This is a genomic window from Massilia sp. Root351, from assembly GCF_001425045.1.
GTDB lineage: Bacteria > Pseudomonadota > Gammaproteobacteria > Burkholderiales > Burkholderiaceae_D > Rugamonas.
The window spans coordinates 564,222-582,218 of sequence record NZ_LMDJ01000001.1; the positions used below are offsets into that span (position 1 = coordinate 564,222).

The following is a 17,997-nucleotide window of genomic DNA, read 5'->3' on the forward strand; positions in this document are numbered from 1 at the left end:
GACGTCAAGATAGTGTCTTATGGGTAGAAAACTGCGATGTGATAGCCCGATGCCTTGATCTGGGCCAACTCGAAATACAGCTTAACTGATTGCTCGGAGCGCGGGGCGAAACCTTTGGCGATATCAGCCGGGTTGGCCGGGAGGGCTGGCTTGCCAGTGTTGCCTGCGTTGCCGGCGTTGGCCAGGTAGTCGCGCGGCGAGAACACGCGCCGCAGCACGGGCTTGCCGGCGTCGTCGTTCAGTATCAGCTCGATGTGCGGCCAGGCCTGGGCGCTGCGCGCGCCGTTGCGCAGGGTGGTGGTGAAGCTGAATACATTGTCGGCCAGCGTCTGCAGCTCGCCTTGTTCGATGCTCAGCGCGTCGATCTGCGCCGGCAGGTCCACGGTGCAGCCAACCAGCGCGCAGGCCGACACCAGCATCGGCTTCAGCGCAGGCACGGCGGCGGCCAGCGGGTTGCGGAAGGTGCCCAGCACCTGCGCGGCCAGCGCGGCCAGCAGCAGCGGTATGCCAAGCGCCATGGCCACGCGGGAGGCCTTGCCGACCTGCTGGCGGCGGCGGCCACGCTTCACGAAGCCGGGTTCGTCGTCGTCCGCAGCGCCGGCGCCGGCGCTGGCTGCAGCACCTGCGCTGGCCAAGCCGGCCGAGATGGGTGTGGCTGGGCCGCTGCTGGCGCGTGCGGTGTTGTCTTCGGCGAGCGGGAGCGCTTCGGCGCCTGGCTGGAGTCCCGCTTCAATATCCGATTCGGTATCCGCTTGGGCATCCGACTCCGTGCCTGGGAGCTGCTCCGTGGCGGCATCGGCATCTGCGGACGGGGGAGCGGCACCGGATAGCGTGACGATGTCCTCATCGTCGTCCTCCGGCGCATCGCTGCGGGCCGGGTAGGCGTCCAGCTCGAAACTGTCGTGCAGCGCCACGGCGGTCAGGTGTTCGTCAGGGGGCAGGTCCAGCGTGGGCTCGCGGCGGCCGTGCGGCTCGTCGTCGACCGGCGCGGGCAGGGCAGGGGAGGTCGCTTGCGGCTCGTCGTCGACATCGACGTCAATATCGACGTCCAGGTCCAGTTCGATTGCCTCGTCGTCGGGCTGCGCGGGCGGGGCGCTGGGAGCAGGCTCGGGCTCGGGTTCGGGCTCGGGCTCGGGCTCGGGCTCGGGTTCCAGCGTGGCTTCGGGCACAAACTCCGGCTCAGGCGTAATAAGCTCAGGCTCAGGCTCAGGCGAGAATTCCGGCTCCAGCTCCGGCGCAGCGTCATCCTCCGCCTCGGCGGCGCGCGCGTCGAGCGTGGTGATCAGGGCTTCAAGTTCGGGAGAGGAGGTGGGCGCCGGAGTGGGCGCCGCTGGCATGTCGATGATGACGGGCTGCTTGAGCGCCGCTTCCACCAGCGCGGCGTTGCCGTCGAAAACTTCATGGCAGGCGCCGCAGCGCACTATGCCCCCACGTAATTTCAGCTGGTCGTGGGCGACCCGAAATATCGTGTTGCAGTGGGGGCATTTGGTGGCGAGCGCCATCGGCTAGCGTGAGCTTAGCGGGCTTGCGGTGCAGTATCGCTGCCAAGCACGCCGTGCAGCGCAACCCAGCCGTCCAGCTCCGCCCACACGCCCAGCTTGATGAACGGCGCGTACGCGGCTGCCACTTCCTCCGCCTGGCGCGCCAGCACGCCGGACAGGATCAGCGAGCCGCCTTCGGCCACGCGGCCCGACAGCATCGGCGCCATCAGCTTCAGTGGGCTCGACAGGATGTTGGCCACCACGGTGTCGAAGCGTGCATTCGCATGCGCCGACGCCGCGAAGCTGTCCGGCAGGAAGTATTCGATCTCACCGACCTGGTTGCGCTGCGCATTGTCGCGCGCCGACTCGATCGCCTGCGGATCGATGTCCACGCCGGCCACCGCGCCCGCGCCCAGCTTCTTGGCCACCATGGCCAGGATGCCCGAGCCGCAGCCGTAGTCCAGCACCGTCTTGCCCGGCGCCGGATGCGCTTCCAGCCACTCCATGCACAGGCGGGTGGTCGGATGCGAACCGGTGCCGAAGGCCAGGCCCGGGTCCAGTTCCAGGATCAGGGCGTCCGGATCCGGCGCCTCGTGCCAGCTCGGCACCACCCAGATGTTCTTGCCGATGTGGATGGGATCGAACTGCGACTGCGTCAGACGCACCCAATCCTGCTCCTCCACACCGCGCAGCGTGTACTTCGGCACTTCGGCCAGGCTGATGGCGGCGGCCGCGTCGGCCACGATGGCCGCCTGGTCGGCGTCCTCACCGGTCAGCGCCACGACGCGGGAATGGTCCCACGCCGCTTCTTCCGGCTCCATGCCCGGCTCGCCGAACAACGGCTTCTCGGCGTCGGTGCCCTCATCGGCATCTTCCACCGAGACCGACAGCGCGCCCGCTTCCATCAACGCGTCCGACAGCGCCTCGGCGTGGTCGCGCGCGACCTCGATGACGATTTCTACGTAGTTCATTTGTCCGCCTTGGGCATCGCTGCCAGTTTCTGTTCCAGATAATGGATGTTGGTGCCGCCTTCGATGAAGCGCGCGTCCACCATCAGTTCGCGGTGCAGCGGGATGTTGGTCAGGATGCCCTCGACCACCATTTCCGACAGCGCGATCTGCATGCGGCGGATAGCCTGCTCGCGGGTGGCGCCGTAGGTGATGACCTTGCCGATCATCGAATCGTAGTGCGGCGGAACGTAATAGCCGGCGTACGAATGCGAGTCGACGCGCACGCCCGGACCGCCCGGCGCGTGCCAGGAGGTGATGCGGCCCGGCGACGGGGTGAACTTGAACGGGTCTTCGGCGTTGATGCGGCACTCGATGGCGTGGCCGGCCAGCATCACGTCGCGCTGGCGGAAGCGCAGCTTCTCGCCGGCGGCGATGCGGATCTGCTCCTGCACGATGTCGATGCCGGTGATCATTTCGGTTACCGGATGCTCTACCTGCACGCGGGTGTTCATCTCGATGAAGTAGAACTCGCCGTTCTCGTACAGGAACTCGAAGGTGCCCGCGCCGCGGTAGCCGATCTTGCGGCAGGCTTCTGCGCAGCGGTCGCCGATCTTCTCGATCAGCTTGCGCGGGATGCCAGGCGCTGGCGCTTCTTCAATCACTTTCTGGTGGCGGCGCTGCATCGAGCAGTCGCGCTCGCCCAGCCACACGGCGTTCTTGTGCTCGTCGGCCAGGATCTGGATCTCCACATGGCGCGGATTTTCCAGGTACTTCTCCATATACACTTCCGGATTGCCGAACGCAGCGCCGGCTTCCGCCTTGGTCATGGCCACTGCGTTGATCAGCGCCGCCTCGGTGTGCACCACGCGCATGCCGCGACCGCCGCCGCCGCCAGCTGCCTTGATGATGACCGGGTAGCCCACCTTGCGGGCGATCTGCACGATGGCTTTCGGGTCTTCCGGCAGCGCGCCTTCCGAACCGGGCACGCATGGCACGCCGGCCTTGATCATGGCCTGCTTGGCCGACACCTTGTCGCCCATGATGCGGATCGATTCGGCGCGCGGGCCGATGAACACGAAGCCGGATTTCTCCACGCGCTCGGCGAAGTTGGCGTTCTCCGACAGGAAGCCGTAGCCCGGGTGGATCGCTTCGGCGTCGGTCACTTCAGCCGCGCTGATGATGGCCGGCATGTTCAGATAGCTCAGGGTGGAGGCGGCCGGACCGATGCAGACCGACTCGTCGGCCAGCTTCACGTACTTGGCGTCCTTGTCGGCTTCGGAGTGGACCACCACCGTCTTGATGCCCATTTCTCGGCAGGCGCGCTGGATGCGCAGCGCGATTTCGCCGCGGTTGGCAATGAGGATTTTTTCAAACATGGCAGGTTCTGTGTTTGTGGGGAGCGGCTGCTCCAGGGTGTAGAGAGAGTGCGGAACCAGATCGGGGCGGCCGGCGGAAGCATCCACGGGCCGCGCGCCCGATTTAGCCGATCACAAACAGGGGTTGGCCGAACTCGACCGGTTGGCCGTTTTCCACCAGGACCTGGGTCACAACGCCGGACACGTCCGCGTCGATTTCGTTAAGCAGCTTCATCGCTTCGATGATGCACAGGGTGTCGCCTTCCTTGATGGACTGGCCCACTTCGACGAAGGCGGCGGCGCCCGGCGCCGAGGAGCGGTAGAAGGTGCCCACCATCGGCGACTTGACCACGTGGCCGGTCGGCTCAGCGGGGGCAGCCGGGACGCTGGCGACTGGTGCGGCCGCCACAGGCGCGGCGTGCTGCTGGTACTGCGGCTGCATGCCTTGCGGTTGCATCATCACAACCTGGTTTTGCGGCATGGCGGACGACTTGACGATGCGTACTTTGCTCTCGCCTTCCGTCACTTCGAGCTCGGCAATATCCGATTCAGCGACCAAGTCAATCAACGTCTTGAGCTTGCGTAGATCCATCTGAGACTCCCTGTGTATCTTTGTTATGTGATTGTGGGCAGCGCGCCATTGTGGGGCGGCGCCGCGATAAATGCGCGCAGATCGCGTAGATTAACGTTTTTTAAGAGCAAAGTCGATGGCTAAGCGATACCCGTCTATGCCCAGGCCGCAGATCGTTCCTTGCGCGACCGCGCTGAGAAAAGAATGGTGGCGGAATTCCTCACGCCGGTAAATGTTCGAAATATGGACTTCCACGAACGGAATCGCCACCCCGGCCAGCGCATCGCGCAGGGCCACGCTGGTGTGCGTCAGGCCGCCCGGGTTGATGACGATCATGTCCACGCCTTCGCCGCGCGCGGCATGGATACGGTCGATCAGCGCCCCTTCGTGGTTGCTCTGGAAACAAGACAGCTGGGCGCCGGCGGCTTGCGCCTGCGCTTGCGCGGCCCGTTCCACATCGGCCAGGGTATCACTGCCGTAAACCTCAGGCTCGCGCGTCCCCAGCAAATTCAGGTTGGGGCCATTCAGTAGCAGGAGGTTTTTTGCCATGTGTTCAGACCGTTTTCCGCGAAAGTTTCGCATTTTGCCGCCAACAGCGACCCTTGGCAAGTGAAAATATATTGCCGAAATTATTACATGCTTGCAAGATCCGCACGCAATTCATCGAACTTCAGGCGGCCCAGATAGGTCTTTTTGACCTGGCCATCGGCGCTGATGAGTACGGTGAACGGCAAGCCGCCGTGGGCGTTGCCCAGCTGGCGCGACAAGTCCGTGCCGCTCATGCCGCCCACGTACACAGGATAGGCGATTTTGTGTTTTTCGGCGAATTCGGCGATGTTGGCGGGGCTATCGATGCCGATGCCAATGATTTGCAAGCCCTTGACGGCCTGTTCGCCCTGCAGCGCCGACAATTCCGGCATTTCTTCCACGCAGGGCGCGCACCAGGTGGCCCAGAAGTTCACCACCAGCGGCTTGCCCTGCCACTGCGCCAGCGCCTGCTCCACGCCTTTGCCGTCCTTGAGCTTTTGCTGGTACAGCGCCGCCACCGGCGCCGCTGCCGCCGTGCCCGCCGCTGCAGCGGGTTTGGCGGCGGGGGCTGTGGTCTTCATATTGGCCCACACGCCGGCCGCGCCGCAGGCGATAGCAATCGCCGCGTATACAAGATAGTTCTTCTTAAACATTATATTTCTGAGTTGTATTAAATATCGTGGCTGTCAGATAGTAGCAAGGCCCGTACGCCCGCGATGTCGGCACGGATCGGCCTGCCGTCGCTGCGCGCTTTCAGCGCGCCGCGCATATCGTCCAGTTCATACAGTGCCGCGTGCACGCCCTCCTTGTGCCACAGGAAGCTCACCGTCTCGACCGGTTCGTAGCGCGGCCCCTTGAAGTGCGGCGTTTCCGAGATGTCGATGTTGACGTTCTTATTCAGCAGGAAGATCTCCACCTCCTTGGCGCTGTCGGCAAACAGCTGCAGGTGGATATCGTCGTGCGGCCCTGCCGTGCCGTTCAGCACGGCGCCGGTGAGGAAGGGATTGTACTGCTCCAGCGCTTCCATCACCTGCAGCGCGGCGGTGCGCAGCCGGAACAGGCGCGCCGGCTGCGTGTCCGCGTTGAACAGCGCGTGGTACAGCCGCACCTCTTCTTCGATCTGGCTGTTGTCCGGCAATACGCTGGCGCTGCCGTTGTGCTGTTCGCCCAGCACCTGGCGCGCGGCTTTGCGCTTGGCGGTGGCGTAGTCGGCGCCGTCGGCGGCAATCAGCCGCGCCGCGGCCGCCGCCACCTGTGCGCGCAGCAGTTGAATGTCATCGTTTGGGGGAGGCGTCATGTCCGAGATCATACTCTGAACCGGAAGAAGCCACGCGTCAGGTAAAATCACCGTCCTGACAGTTTGTCCGACCCTTGTTTCATAAGCACCCTCAACATGCATATTCATATACTAGGTATTTGCGGCACCTTCATGGGCGGCCTGGCCGTGCTGGCCAAAGAGGCGGGCCACCGCGTCACCGGCTGCGACGCCAACGTCTACCCGCCGATGAGCACCCAGCTCGAAGCCCAGGGCATCGAGCTGATACAGGGCTTCGGCCCGGAACAGGTGGCGCTCAACCCCGATCTGTATGTAATAGGCAACGTTGTCTCGCGCGGCAATCCGCTGGTGGAGGAAATCCTCAACCGCAGCTTGCCCTACGTGTCCGGCCCGCAGTGGATGGGCGAGCACATCCTGCGCAACAAATGGGTGCTGGCCGTGGCCGGCACGCACGGCAAGACCACCACCTCGGCCATGCTGGCCTGGATCCTGGAAGACGCCGGCTACGCGCCCGGCTTCCTGATTGGCGGCGTGCCGATGAACTTCGGCATCTCGGCGCGCCTGAGCGGCACTGCCGGCGGCAAGGCCGTGGACTCGGACTTCTTCGTCATCGAAGCGGACGAATACGACACCGCCTTCTTCGACAAGCGCAGCAAGTTCGTGCACTACCACGCCAAGACCGCCGTGCTGAACAACCTGGAATACGATCACGCCGACATCTTCCCCGATCTGGGCGCCATCGAAACCCAATTCCACCACCTGGTGCGCACCGTGCCCGGCATCGGCCGCGTCATCGCCAACGCCGACGAGGCGGCGCTGGGCCGCGTGCTCAAGCGCGGCTGCTGGAGCGAGAAGGAAAGCTTCGGTGGCGTCGACGACGCCAACTGGAAATTGAAAGAGCACGACGACGGCAGCTTCGACGTCATCTTCAACGGCGCCGTCGCCGGCAAGGTGCAGTGGCAGCTGACCGGCCGCCATAACCGCAGCAACGCGCTGGCCGCCATTGCCGCCGCGCGCCACGTCGGCGTGCCGATCGCGCAGGCGGCCGAGTCGCTGGCCAAATTCGAGAGCGTCAAGCGGCGCATGGAAGTGCGCGGCGTGGTCAAGGACGTCACCGTCTACGACGACTTCGCCCACCATCCTACCGCCATCGCCACCACCGTGGGCGGCCTGCGCCAGAAGCTCAAGGCCGGGGCCGCCGCCGGACGCATCCTGGCCGTGCTCGAGCCGCGCTCCAACACCATGAAGCTGGGCGCCATGAAAGACGCCTTGCCCGGCAGCCTGGCCGAGGCCGACCTGGTGTTCGGCTTCGGCAGCGAACAGTCGCTCGGCTGGAGCCTGGGCGCCGCGCTCGCGCCCATGGGCGAGGTGGCCAGCGCCTACGACGACCTCGACGCCATGGTGCAAGCCATCGTCGGGCACGCGCGGCCGGGCGACCACGTGGTGGTCATGAGCAACGGCGGCTTCGGCGGCGTGCACCAGAAGCTGCTGGAGGCGCTGACCCGATGATTTTGTATCTGCACGGATTCCGCTCCTCGCCGCAATCGATGAAGGCGCGGCTGATGGGCGAGCGCATGGCCGGGCTGGGCCGCAGCGCCGACTACCTGTGCCCGCAGTTGCCGGCCTCGCCCAGGCTGGCCATGGAACTGGCGCTGTCTCTGGTGGATGGCGTGCCAGCCGGGGAACTGGCGGTGGTCGGCTCCTCGCTGGGCGGCTACTACGCCACCTGGCTGGCCGAGCGCCTCGGCTGCCGCGCCGTGCTGCTCAACCCGGCCATCGTGCCGCGCCAGGACCTGCAGAAGCACGTCGGCGTCACCACCCAGTACCATTCCGACGCGCCGTTCGAGTTCAAGCCTGAATATATAGACGAACTGCGCGCGCTGGATGTGGCGCGGATCAGCCAGCCCGGGCGCTACTTCCTGATTGCCGCCACCGGCGACGAAGTGCTGGACTACCGCGACATGGTGGCGCACTATCAAGGCGCGCGCCAGCATGTGATCCAGGGCAGCGACCACGGCATCAGCGAATTCGCCGACTATATAGATGAGGTGCTGGCGTTCTGCGGCATCGGCGCCGGCGGCCCGCGGTGAAGGGCCGTTCGCTGCGTCTTGCGAACTGGCACAGCCATGTGATCGCCGTCAACGCGCCGGAAGCCGTGCGCCACTGGCTCACCGGCGGCGGTTCGCTGACGAACAAATTGAAAGCGCACAGCCGCGCCTTCCGCGTGCAGAAACTGCACCAGAGCCCGGCGCTCTGCCTGGCCGACGAGGCGGCCGCCATCGGCCTGCACCGGCCCAGCCGGGTGATTGAACGCGAGGTGCTGCTGCGGTGTGATAATACGCCCGTGGTGTTCGGGCACACGGTCGTGCCGACCTCGGCCGACGCCGGCGACTGGCCGCTGTTCAGCGCGCTGGGCGAACGCTCGCTCGGCTCCACGCTGTTCGGCGACCCGCAGGTGCGGCGCGGCGAGCTGGAGTTCGCGCGCCTGCGCGCCAGCCACCCGCTGGCCCGGCGCGCCCGGGCCGCTGTGGGGCAGGCGGCGACGGGCTTGCAGGACGAACAGATATTGTATGCACGGCGCTGCCTGTATCAGCGCCACAATGGATTGCTGCTGGTGACCGAAGTGTTCATGCCCCAAGTGCTGGACCTGGTCCCATCCGCAGTCAACTCGACTTTAGAGAACAGAACATAATAATGAACGTATTTTTCGAAGAATCCGGCGACTTCAAGGTCGGCTCCGTCATGTCCCACGCGGGCGAGGCCTACCAGGTGGAAATGGCCAGCGGCAAGCGCAACAAGGTCAAAGCCAAGGACGTGCTGCTGCAGTACGAAAAGCCGGCCCCGGCCGAGCTGCTGGAGCAGGCCAAGGCGGTCGCCGCCGAGATCGACCTGGAATTCCTGTGGGAAGTGGCCGGCGAAGAAGAGTTCGGCTTTGCCGAGCTGGGCGCCGAGTACTTCGGCCACGCGCCGCTGCCGCACGAGGCGGCCGGCCTGATCCTGGGCCTGCACAACGCGCCCATCTATTTCTACAAGAAGGGCCGCGGCCGCTACAAGAAGGCGCCCGAGCAGTCGCTGCGCGCCGCGCTGGCCGGCATCGAAAAGAAAAAGCAGCAGGCCGTGATCCAGGCCCAGTACGTGGAAGAGCTGAAAGCCAACAAACTGCCCGACAGCATGAAGCCCATCGTCTGGCAGCTGCTGTTCAAGCCGGACAAGAACACCATCGAATACAAGGCGCTGGAAGCGGCCTGCAATGACACGCACCAGAGCCCGCAGCGCCTGATGCTGGCCGCCGGCGGCATTGCCTCGCCGAAGGACTTGCACATGTCCAAGTTCCTGTTCGAGAACTTCCCGAAAGGCGCCGGCTTCCCGGACGTGCCGGTGCCCAGCGCGCCGGCCAACCTGCCGCTGGCTGCCGTGGAAGCGTTCTCGATTGACGACGTCACCACCACCGAGATCGACGACGCCTTCTCCGTCACGCACCTGGCGGACGGCAAGGTCAAGGTCGGCATCCACATCGCCGCGCCCGGCCTGGGCATCCGCCCGGACGACGCGGTCGACAAGATGGCGCGCGCGCGCATGTCCACCGTGTATATGCCCGGCGACAAGATCACCATGCTGCCGGACGCCATCGTCGACGCGTTTACCCTGGCCGAAGGCAAGACCTGCCCGGCGCTGTCGCTGTACGCCACGCTAGACCCGGCCGACTGGAGCGTGGTCGGTACCGAGACGCGCGCCGAGCTGGTGCCCATCGCCAACAATTTGCGCCACAACACGCTGGACGACCTGGTCAACGAAGAGACCTTGGCCAGCGGCGAGGGCGAGTACCCGCGCAAGGCCGAGCTGGGCCTGCTGTGGAAATGGGCGCTGCAGCTGGAAGCGGGCCGCATGGTCAAGCGCGAAGGCTTCGGCCTGAAGCCGGAGCAGAACAACCGGGTCGACTACAACTTCTACGTCGAGGACGACGTGGTGACGGTGACCCGGCGCAAGCGCGGCGCGCCGCTCGACAAGATCGTCGCCGAACTGATGATCTTCGCCAACAGCACCTGGGGCAAGCTGATGCACGACCATGGCGTGCCCGGCATCTACCGCAGCCAGGGCCAGGGCGTGGGCGGCTGGGCCGCCAAGATGCAGGTGCGCATGCTCACGCACGCCGCGCCGCACCAGGGCCTGGGGGTGGACCAGTACGCGTGGAGCACCTCGCCGCTGCGCCGCTACACCGACCTGGTGAACCAGTGGCAGATCCTGGCCGTGGCCGAGAAGGGCGTGGCCGCGCCGTTCGTGGCGCCGTTCAAGCACAAGGACGCCAATCTGTTTGCCATCGTTTCGCAGTTCGACGCCGCCTACTCGGCCTACAACGATCACCAGAGCAATATGGAACGCTACTGGTGCCTGCGCTGGCTGGGCCAGCAGGAGCAGCGCCACGTTGAGGCGGTGGTGCTCAAGGACGAGGTGTTGCGCCTGTCCGACATCCCGCTCATCATCCGCCTGGCCGGCATGCCGCCCGCCGCGCGCGGCGCCCAGGTCAAGCTGGACATCCTGCGCTGGGACGAGGTCGACCTGAGCATCGAAGCGCGCCTGCTGGAAATCGTCACCGCCCCGGCCGCCGCCGATGCCGAGCTGGATTACGAAGAGGAAGAGGAAACCCCGGCCGAGCATGAGCAGGAACTGGCCGCCGCCGCCGCGCCCACCGACGAGCAAGCCGAGGTGGCCGAGCTCGCCAGCGAAACCGCCGTTACCGAGCCGGCCCCCGAGGCGCCATAGGCCAGGTCCGGGCGGGCAGGCCGGGTCAGGCGTGCGCGCCGTGGCCCGACTATGCCAAGCCCGGGTCCCCGCCAGCCTCCGCTTGTCGTAGAATGTCCCATCTTTGATGTTGCCGACGGTCCCTGCGTGAAGTCTTTACAAGAAAACCGCTTCCTGTATTTCGCAACTGGCGTTTCCCTGCTGGCGCACGGCGTATTGCTGGCCGTGACCTTTGTGGCGCCGAAAAACTTCAAGATCGAGCCCACCGACCCCGGCCTGGAAGTGATCCTGGTGAACGCCAAGCACGACAAGGCGCCGCTGAAGGCCGACGCGCTCGCGCAAGCCAACCTGGACGGCGGCGGCAAGGCCGACGCCGGCCGCGCCAAGTCGCCGCTGCCGGACATGCGCAAGAACGAAACCGGCGAAAGCGTGAAAGCCACCAAGCGCCGCATCGCCGAGCTGGAGGAAACCCAGCGCAAGCTGCTGACCCAGGCCGCCAGGCCGAACCCGCTGACCGCCGCCCCGGTGACGGAAAAGGTCAAGCCCGACCCCATGCCCAGCGGCGCCGACCTGCTGGAAAGCAGCAAAGCGATCGCCCGCATGGCCGCCGAGATTACCCAGACCATCGACGACCAGAACAAGCGCCCCAAGAAAACCTTCATCACCCCCAGCACGCGCGAAGTGGGCTACGCCATGTACTACCAGCGCCTGCAGCGCAAGGTGGAAGAGATCGGCACGCTGAACTTCCCGCAGAAGAATGGCCGCAAGCTGTACGGCGAACTGGTGGTCTACATCCCCATCTTCCAGGACGGCACCATCTACGAAAAGGAAGGCGGCGTGCGCGTCGAGAAAAGCTCCGGCAACGACGCGCTGGACGAGGCTGCGCTGCGCATCGTGCGCCGCTCCGCGCCGTTCGGCAAATTCCCGCCGAACATGCTGTCCAGCGAGCGCGACGACCTGTGGGTCATCATCACCCGCTTCAAATTCACCCGTGAAGAAAAACTGGAGTCCGACCTGAGCGGAACAAACTAGAAAACATGGATCGCTTCAATGGATAAGTATTGCGTCTTCGGCAACCCCATCGGCCACAGCAAATCGCCCGACATCCACGCCGCCTATGCGCAGCAAACGGGCCAGCAGCTGAGCTATGAAAAGCGGCTGGCGCCGCTGGACGGCTTCCCGGCCGCCGTGCGCGCCTTCGTCGCCGAAGGCGGCAAGGGCGCCAACGTCACCGTGCCCTTCAAGCTCGAGGCCCACAAGCTGTGCGGCGCGTTGACCATGCGCGCGCAGGCGGCGGGCGCCGTCAACACCTTGCTGTTCACCGACGACGGCACCATCGGCGACAATACCGACGGCGCCGGCCTGGTGAACGACATCGTGTCCAACGCCGGCGTGCCCATCACCGGCAAGCGGGTGCTGCTGCTGGGCGCCGGCGGCGCCGCGCGCGGCGTGGTGCTGCCGCTGCTGGAACACCACCCGGCCCAGCTCACCATTGCCAACCGCACCGTCGCCACGGCCGAGGCCTTGGTCGAACAGTTCGCCGCGCTGTCCGGCGGCGCGGCACTGTCGGCCTGCGGCTTCGACGCGCCGCGCGGCCAGTACGACATCGTCATCAACGCCACCTCGGCCAGCCTGAGCGCCGACCTGCCGCCGGTGCCGCCGGAGATATTCGGCCCCGGCACCCTGGCGCTGGACATGATGTACGGCAAAGAGCCGACGGTGTTCATGCAGTTCGCGGCCGATCGCGGCGCGATCGTGCGCGACGGCCTGGGCATGCTGGTCGAGCAGGCCGCCGAGGCGTTCCTGGCCTGGCGCGGCGTGCGCCCGCAAACCACGGAATTACTGGCACAACTGCGTGCAAAATTATGACAAAAGTGCGCAACCCTGCTGCAAAGCGCGGCAAGTGGTGGTGGGTGAAGTGGCTCTTCATTGCCCCGGTGCTGCTGTTCGTGGTGGTGCAGCTGTATTTCCTGCTGCAGATCTGGTGGTGGGTGGGGCATAACCCCACCACCACCGCCTTCATGCGCGCCCAGCGCGCCGCGCTGCAGGAGGTCAACCCCAAGGCCAACATCCAGCAGCAGTGGGTGCCGTACGCCCGCATTTCGGGCAACCTGAAGCGGGCGATTATCGCCTCCGAAGACGCCAATTTCTCCGATCATGAAGGCGTGGATTGGGAAGCGCTGCAAAAGGCCTACGAAAAGAACAACAAGAAGAAGAAAGTGGTGTCGGGCGGCTCCACCATCACGCAGCAGTTGGCCAAGAACCTGTTCCTGTCCGGCTCGCGCAGCTATCTGCGCAAGGGCCAGGAGCTGATCATTACCTACATGCTGGAAGCGCTGATGGACAAGGAGCGCATCTTCGAGATCTACCTGAACGTGGTGGAGTTCGGCAAAGGCATCTTCGGCGCGGAAGCGGCCGCCAAGCATTACTACGGCATCAGCGCATCCAAGCTGGGCGCGGCCCAGGCCGCCAAGCTGGCCGTGATGCTGCCCAATCCGCGTTTTTACGACAAACACCGCGACTCGAATTACCTGGCGCGCCGCACCGGCGTGATCTTGAGACGGATGGGCTCGGCTGAGTTACCATAGGGCATCATTCTATTTCGGGGGCTTCATGCTTCATCGGCAGCGCGGTATCAGTCTGGTTCTAGTGGCGGTGCTGATGGCGGGCGTGGCGGCGCTGGCGATGGCGGCCATCTTCTCCATGCGCTACGAGCGCAACCTGTTTGCCGAGGGGCTCGCCAAGCTGGCCGGCAAGCCGGCGGCCGGACAGGGGACGGCTGCCGCCGCTGCCGTGGCTCCCTCCCCCGCCAACCAGCTGCGCCGTTGCGTCATCGACGGCAAAACCGTGTTTTCCGACACCGAATGCGGCGCCGCCAACGCCACCGCCAAAAACGTTATCGTGCATGAAACAAAGGGCATAGAAGCGCCCAAGGCGCCCAAGCCGGACCCGGCCGCCGCCGCGCCGCAGGACCTGCGCGCGAAAATGATAGAAAACGCCACCCGCTGAGGCAAAAAACAGCAAGCAAAGGTGGCCGAAAAAAGGGCTTGCGGGTACACTTGCGCTGTTTCGTTCCCACCGCTGGCTGAGAGTGCCTATGATCAATGTCTTCGTCTTACAAAATGGCCGTCTCAACCAGGTTCCCATCGAATCCCGTGAAGACCTGGAAAAGCTCGAACCCGTCTGGGTCGACCTGACCGACCCGAACGACGACGAGCGTGCCTGGGTCAAAGCCATTTACGGCGTAACGCTGCCGGGCGAAGACGAAGTCAAAGACATTGAAGCCTCGGCCCGCTATTACGAGGCGGAAAACGGCGACCTGCACCTGCGCACCGACTTCCTGCTGGAAGAAGACGACGGCCCCTCGCGCATCGTCACCGTGGCCTTCATCCTGGCCAAGAAAATGCTGTTCTCCGTCCATACGGACGACCTGCCGGTGTTCCGCCTGGTGCGCATGCGCGCCCGTTCGCGCCCCGGCTCCATCGCCGACTACATGGACGTGCTGCTGGACCTGTACGCCACCGACGCCGAGTACTCGGCCGATGCGCTGGAAGGCATCTACCAGAACCTGGAGGAAGTGTCGGGCCGCGTGCTGCAGGAAGAATTCACCGACAAGGACGCGGCCGACGCGCTGAGCGCCATCGCCCACGAGGAAGACTTGAACGGCCGTATCCGCCGCAACATGATGGACACGCGGCGCGCGGTCAGCTTCCTGATGCGCGGCCGCCTGCTCAATTCCGAGCAGTTCGAGGAAGCGCGCCAGATTCTGCGCGACATCGAATCGCTGGACGGCCACACCTCTTTCCTGTTCGACAAGATCAACTTCCTGATGGACGCCACCGTCGGCTTCATCAACATTAACCAGAACAAGATCATCAAGATCTTCTCGGTGGCCAGCGTGGCTTTCCTGCCGCCGACGCTGATCGCCAGCGTCTACGGCATGAACTTCGACAATATCCCCGAGCTGAAATGGGCGCTGGGCTATCCGTGGGCCTGGGGCCTGATGATCACCAGCGCCATCGCCCCCTTCCTCTACTTCCGCCACCGCGGCTGGCTGAAATAACGCCGTGCGGCCCGCAGGCTATACCACGCGCGGGCTGAAATCGAGCGACAGGGCGTGATTGAAAGGAATTTCCTGCCATTGCGCGTGCAGCGCCTGGGCGCGCTGGTACAGCGTGGCGTGCACATCGATGCCGCTCAGGTCGAACGGCCGGTGGCCGCGCGCCGCGCAGGCGCTGTTGGCCGCTGCCAGGAAGGCGTCCAGATTGAAACTGCCGCACCAGAGCTGGGTTTGCAGGCCTTCGACGATGGCTTCCACCTGCGCCGCCTGCTGGTGCGCCGCCGGGTTGCCTGCGCCGTGCCCAGCCTGCTCGAGCAGCTGCGCGTCCGCGCCCAGCGCCACCTGGCTCAGGAAACCATGGCGCAGCGGCAGCGCGGATTCCACCACGTAATGGATCAGGTCATGCGGCAGGATGCCCTGGCGTGGCATCAGCGCATCCGTGGCGCTGCCGTTGTTGCGCACAAAGCGGAGTACATCATACTTGTCATTACTGGAACGTTTTTCTGCAATAAGTTTCATTGCAGCAGTATGCCTTTTTTAACATTGTTGAATTCTATCCAACGGTCACGAAAACCTTTTTCCATACTTCCTGGATGAATTCAGCCGGGTCATCCAGGCTCAGGTAAACCTTTTCCAGGCTCTGCTGGCGGCCGAACAGGTCGGGCAGGCTGCTGCCGGGCTTCAATTCGATCAGCACGTTCGGCGCGCCCAACTGGATATAGCGGCGCACGCCGGCGCGCCGCCGCACCGTGCCGCTGGCCGCGTGGACCGCCTGCACCATGGAATAGGGAATCGCGGCGTCGGCTGCCAGCACGCCGCAGCGGATTAAAATCGCGTCATTTGCCAGCGATACCGGCCGATATAAAGTCGCGCGGTAGTCGGCAACCATATACAGCAATGCCCACGCGCTCAATGCGCTTGCCACGATAGCCGCCGTGGGCGACCAGATGAAATGCAGCAGCATATGCATCAGCGGCAGCTCGAACAGGATGGCAATAATGAAGCCGAGCTGATTCGACGCATTGCCGCCGTTGCGTGCATAGCCGAAACGCCGCCCGCCGCTGAATTCCAGCGACGCGCCTTTGCGCATGAATAGCGCGTAATACCAGATCCGCGCCTCGAACAGCGCAAGCGCGGCATAGGTATTCTGCCCCAGCAACCCCGCTATGGATTGTTTTAATGCCTCGTCGGCATTGCGGGAGAGCCTCAGCATGCCGGTCAGCTTATAAATCAGGAAGGCGCCGACGGCGATTTCCGCGATTGCGCCCAATGCCAGCGAAATATACCGGTAGTCCTCCAGTGCGTGGAATATCGCCTTGCTTTGCTCGGGAATAATATAGCGACCGATAAAGATGGCCAGCATCGCCAGCGACAGCCAGCGCATCAGCATTTTCTTTAATCCCGGGCGGTACAGCCACCAGTAAATCAGCGGCAGTGTTACGGTAAAGTCGAACAGCAATGTCCATTCCGGCACCACGCGCAATCGGAACGCGATGTAATAGCTGGCCGTCATCGCCAGCAGAATGAGGGCGAACCAGTATTTCCGTTGCGGCAGTAGAGCCATGCTTGTCTCGTTGGGTGATTTTACTAAGTACTATACCTCAGCCAAGCTTTGTCCGCCGCCTGCCGGAAGGGCTTAACCTGCCCGATTCTGGCGTGTTCAAGCCAGAAACTGGCATGAAATGGACGAAAAAAAGCCGCCGCAGCCCGGGCAGGGCATTGCGGCGGCTTTTCGCGGCGCCGGATTACTTCAGCGACGCAAATACTCTCCGCGCTGCCGCGATGGTTTCGTCGATCACCGCATCGTCGTGCTGGGCGGAGACGAATCCCGCTTCGAACGCCGCCGGGGCGAAATAGACGCCCTGGTCCAGCATGGCGTGGAAGAAGGTATTGAATTTGGCGCGGTCGCCGGCCATCATTTCAGCGTAGTTATTGGGCGGTACCTCGCTGAAATACAAACCGAACATGCCGCCTTCGGCATCGGCGCAGAAAGTCACGCCGGCTTCTTTGGCTGCTGCGGTTAATCCGGCCGCCAGGCGTTTCGCCGAGGCGGCCAGTTTGTCGTAGAAACCAGGCTGCTGGATAATCTTCAGCGTGGTCATGCCGGCAGCCACCGCCACCGGATTACCCGACAAGGTGCCGGCCTGATAAACCGCGCCCAATGGCGCCATTTTGCCCATCAGTTCCGCGCTGCCGCCGAACGCCGCCACCGGCAAACCGCCGCCGATTACTTTGCCCAGCGCGGTCAGGTCCGGTTTAATGCCATACAGTTCCTGCGCGCCGCCCAGGCCTACGCGGAAACCGCACATCACTTCGTCGAATATCAGTATCGCGCCGTGCTTGGTGCACAAATCGCGCAAGGCTTGCAGGAATGCCGGCGTACCTTTAATCAGATTCATATTGCCCGCCACCGGCTCCACAATAACGCAGGCGATGTCGGAACCGAAATTGGCGAATGCCTCGGTAATCTGTTCCACATTGTTATAGTCCAGCACCAGGGTGTGCTTGACGAAATCTTCCGGTACGCCGGCCGACGTTGGATTGCCGAAAGTCAGCAAACCGCTGCCGGCTTTCACCAATAAGGAATCGGCATGGCCGTGATAGCAGCCTTCGAACTTGATAATCTTGTCGCGGCCGGTGGCGCCGCGCGCCAGGCGCAGCGCGCTCATGGTCGCTTCGGTGCCGGACGACACCAGGCGCACCTGCTCGATCGACGGCACCAGGCGGCAGATCTCTTCCGCCATCTCGATTTCAGCTTCGGTCGGCGCGCCGAAGGACAGGCCGCGCGTGGCCGCTTCCTGCACTGCCTTCACCACGTCCGGATGCGCATGGCCGACGATGGCCGGGCCCCAGGAGCCGATGTAATCTATATAACGCTTGCCGTCCGCATCCCAGAAGTAGGGGCCTTCGGCGCGGGTGATGAAACGCGGCGTGCCGCCCACCGAGCGGAAAGCGCGCACCGGTGAATTGACGCCGCCGGGTGTGGTTTTCTGGGCGCGCGCGAACAGCGTGTCGTTCTTCGATTCAGTCGTCATG

The 17,997-nt window shown here is 64.3% G+C and carries 19 protein-coding genes; 9 read left to right on the forward strand and 10 right to left on the reverse strand.

The window, feature by feature from the left end; all coding sequences use genetic code 11:
- Positions 1–17: 17 nt before the first annotated feature.
- The 7 genes from ASD15_RS02515 to ASD15_RS02545 all read right to left on the reverse strand — a co-directional run bounded on the left by ASD15_RS02515 (position 18) and on the right by ASD15_RS02545 (position 6,182).
- Positions 18–1,502 carry a DUF3426 domain-containing protein gene (locus ASD15_RS02515; RefSeq protein WP_082551501.1) on the reverse strand — a complete coding sequence of 495 codons (1,485 nt, stop codon included), beginning with the start codon at positions 1,500–1,502 and terminating at the stop codon, positions 18–20.
- A gap of 14 nt (positions 1,503–1,516) precedes the next feature.
- Positions 1,517–2,452: a 50S ribosomal protein L11 methyltransferase gene (prmA, locus tag ASD15_RS02520; RefSeq protein WP_057153153.1), complete on the reverse strand. Its 936-nt coding sequence runs from the start codon at positions 2,450–2,452 to the stop codon at positions 1,517–1,519.
- Positions 2,449–3,807 carry an acetyl-CoA carboxylase biotin carboxylase subunit gene (accC, locus tag ASD15_RS02525; protein ID WP_057153154.1) on the reverse strand — a complete coding sequence of 453 codons (1,359 nt, stop codon included), beginning with the start codon at positions 3,805–3,807 and terminating at the stop codon, positions 2,449–2,451. Before accC ends, prmA begins: the two co-directional genes overlap by 4 nt.
- A 103-nt stretch (positions 3,808–3,910) precedes the next feature.
- Entirely contained in the window at positions 3,911–4,378 is a 468-nt protein-coding gene (gene accB, locus ASD15_RS02530) for an acetyl-CoA carboxylase biotin carboxyl carrier protein (RefSeq protein ID WP_057153155.1), read from the reverse strand.
- A 90-nt stretch (positions 4,379–4,468) separates the two neighbouring features.
- Positions 4,469–4,906: a type II 3-dehydroquinate dehydratase gene (gene aroQ / locus ASD15_RS02535; protein WP_057153156.1), complete on the reverse strand. Its 438-nt coding sequence runs from the start codon at positions 4,904–4,906 to the stop codon at positions 4,469–4,471.
- 83 nt (positions 4,907–4,989) lie between these two features.
- Complete coding sequence (locus ASD15_RS02540) at positions 4,990–5,538, reverse strand: TlpA disulfide reductase family protein (protein WP_057153157.1); 549 nt, start codon at positions 5,536–5,538, stop codon at positions 4,990–4,992.
- A gap of 17 nt (positions 5,539–5,555) precedes the next feature.
- On the reverse strand, positions 5,556–6,182 hold the full coding sequence (locus ASD15_RS02545; RefSeq protein WP_057153665.1) for a hypothetical protein: 627 nt from the start codon (positions 6,180–6,182) through the stop codon (positions 5,556–5,558).
- Positions 6,183–6,278: 96 nt separating this feature from the next.
- On the opposite strand from ASD15_RS02545, the gene mpl reads away from it, so the two are divergent.
- The 9 genes from mpl (at position 6,279) to corA (ending at position 14,964) form a co-directional block, all read left to right on the forward strand.
- Positions 6,279–7,670: a UDP-N-acetylmuramate:L-alanyl-gamma-D-glutamyl-meso-diaminopimelate ligase gene (gene mpl, locus ASD15_RS02550; protein ID WP_082551502.1), complete on the forward strand. Its 1,392-nt coding sequence runs from the start codon at positions 6,279–6,281 to the stop codon at positions 7,668–7,670.
- Positions 7,667–8,251 (forward strand): YqiA/YcfP family alpha/beta fold hydrolase, encoded by a 585-nt coding sequence (locus ASD15_RS02555; protein ID WP_057153159.1) that lies wholly within the window; start codon positions 7,667–7,669, stop codon positions 8,249–8,251. Before mpl ends, ASD15_RS02555 begins: the two co-directional genes overlap by 4 nt.
- Complete coding sequence (locus tag ASD15_RS02560; protein ID WP_057153160.1) at positions 8,248–8,853, forward strand: chorismate lyase; 606 nt, start codon at positions 8,248–8,250, stop codon at positions 8,851–8,853. The genes ASD15_RS02555 and ASD15_RS02560 overlap by 4 nt, the downstream gene beginning before the upstream one ends.
- Before the next feature lie 2 nt (positions 8,854–8,855).
- Positions 8,856–10,922 carry a ribonuclease catalytic domain-containing protein gene (locus ASD15_RS02565; protein ID WP_057153161.1) on the forward strand — a complete coding sequence of 689 codons (2,067 nt, stop codon included), beginning with the start codon at positions 8,856–8,858 and terminating at the stop codon, positions 10,920–10,922.
- Positions 10,923–11,048: 126 nt separating this feature from the next.
- Positions 11,049–11,933, forward strand: coding sequence for a TonB family protein (locus ASD15_RS02570; protein ID WP_057153162.1), 885 nt, complete (start codon positions 11,049–11,051; stop codon positions 11,931–11,933).
- Positions 11,934–11,951: 18 nt separating this feature from the next.
- The gene (gene aroE, locus ASD15_RS02575; RefSeq protein ID WP_057153163.1) at positions 11,952–12,770 is read left to right on the forward strand and encodes a shikimate dehydrogenase; all 819 of its coding nucleotides are present in this window, start codon (positions 11,952–11,954) and stop codon (positions 12,768–12,770) included.
- On the forward strand, positions 12,767–13,489 hold the full coding sequence (mtgA, locus tag ASD15_RS02580) for a monofunctional biosynthetic peptidoglycan transglycosylase (protein WP_057153164.1): 723 nt from the start codon (positions 12,767–12,769) through the stop codon (positions 13,487–13,489). The genes aroE and mtgA overlap by 4 nt, the downstream gene beginning before the upstream one ends.
- Before the next feature lie 25 nt (positions 13,490–13,514).
- The gene (locus tag ASD15_RS02585) at positions 13,515–13,910 is read left to right on the forward strand and encodes a hypothetical protein (protein WP_057153165.1); all 396 of its coding nucleotides are present in this window, start codon (positions 13,515–13,517) and stop codon (positions 13,908–13,910) included.
- 88 nt (positions 13,911–13,998) lie between these two features.
- Entirely contained in the window at positions 13,999–14,964 is a 966-nt protein-coding gene (gene corA / locus ASD15_RS02590; protein ID WP_056393003.1) for a magnesium/cobalt transporter CorA, read from the forward strand.
- A gap of 18 nt (positions 14,965–14,982) precedes the next feature.
- On the opposite strand, the gene ASD15_RS02595 is transcribed toward corA, so the two are convergent.
- The 3 genes from ASD15_RS02595 to hemL form a co-directional block, all read right to left on the reverse strand.
- Complete coding sequence (locus tag ASD15_RS02595; protein ID WP_057153166.1) at positions 14,983–15,480, reverse strand: hypothetical protein; 498 nt, start codon at positions 15,478–15,480, stop codon at positions 14,983–14,985.
- Positions 15,481–15,514: 34 nt separating this feature from the next.
- On the reverse strand, positions 15,515–16,525 hold the full coding sequence (locus tag ASD15_RS02600; protein WP_157200792.1) for a hypothetical protein: 1,011 nt from the start codon (positions 16,523–16,525) through the stop codon (positions 15,515–15,517).
- A 181-nt stretch (positions 16,526–16,706) separates the two neighbouring features.
- On the reverse strand, positions 16,707–17,996 hold the full coding sequence (gene hemL, locus ASD15_RS02605; protein ID WP_057153168.1) for a glutamate-1-semialdehyde 2,1-aminomutase: 1,290 nt from the start codon (positions 17,994–17,996) through the stop codon (positions 16,707–16,709).
- Position 17,997 lies beyond the last annotated feature (1 nt).

Coding starts and splice junctions, on each gene's coding strand:
- ASD15_RS02515 (WP_082551501.1), bottom strand. CDS start 1,502: ATGGCGCTCGCCACCAAATGCCCCCACTGCAACACGATATTTCGGGTC.
- prmA (WP_057153153.1), bottom strand. CDS start 2,452: ATGAACTACGTAGAAATCGTCATCGAGGTCGCGCGCGACCACGCCGAG.
- accC (WP_057153154.1), bottom strand. CDS start 3,807: ATGTTTGAAAAAATCCTCATTGCCAACCGCGGCGAAATCGCGCTGCGC.
- accB (WP_057153155.1), bottom strand. CDS start 4,378: ATGGATCTACGCAAGCTCAAGACGTTGATTGACTTGGTCGCTGAATCG.
- aroQ (WP_057153156.1), bottom strand. CDS start 4,906: ATGGCAAAAAACCTCCTGCTACTGAATGGCCCCAACCTGAATTTGCTG.
- ASD15_RS02540 (WP_057153157.1), bottom strand. CDS start 5,538: ATGTTTAAGAAGAACTATCTTGTATACGCGGCGATTGCTATCGCCTGC.
- ASD15_RS02545 (WP_057153665.1), bottom strand. CDS start 6,182: ATGACGCCTCCCCCAAACGATGACATTCAACTGCTGCGCGCACAGGTG.
- mpl (WP_082551502.1), top strand. CDS start 6,279: ATGCATATTCATATACTAGGTATTTGCGGCACCTTCATGGGCGGCCTG.
- ASD15_RS02555 (WP_057153159.1), top strand. CDS start 7,667: ATGATTTTGTATCTGCACGGATTCCGCTCCTCGCCGCAATCGATGAAG.
- ASD15_RS02565 (WP_057153161.1), top strand. CDS start 8,856: ATGAACGTATTTTTCGAAGAATCCGGCGACTTCAAGGTCGGCTCCGTC.
- aroE (WP_057153163.1), top strand. CDS start 11,952: ATGGATAAGTATTGCGTCTTCGGCAACCCCATCGGCCACAGCAAATCG.
- mtgA (WP_057153164.1), top strand. CDS start 12,767: ATGACAAAAGTGCGCAACCCTGCTGCAAAGCGCGGCAAGTGGTGGTGG.
- ASD15_RS02585 (WP_057153165.1), top strand. CDS start 13,515: ATGCTTCATCGGCAGCGCGGTATCAGTCTGGTTCTAGTGGCGGTGCTG.
- corA (WP_056393003.1), top strand. CDS start 13,999: ATGATCAATGTCTTCGTCTTACAAAATGGCCGTCTCAACCAGGTTCCC.
- ASD15_RS02595 (WP_057153166.1), bottom strand. CDS start 15,480: ATGAAACTTATTGCAGAAAAACGTTCCAGTAATGACAAGTATGATGTA.
- ASD15_RS02600 (WP_157200792.1), bottom strand. CDS start 16,525: ATGGCTCTACTGCCGCAACGGAAATACTGGTTCGCCCTCATTCTGCTG.
- hemL (WP_057153168.1), bottom strand. CDS start 17,996: ATGACGACTGAATCGAAGAACGACACGCTGTTCGCGCGCGCCCAGAAA.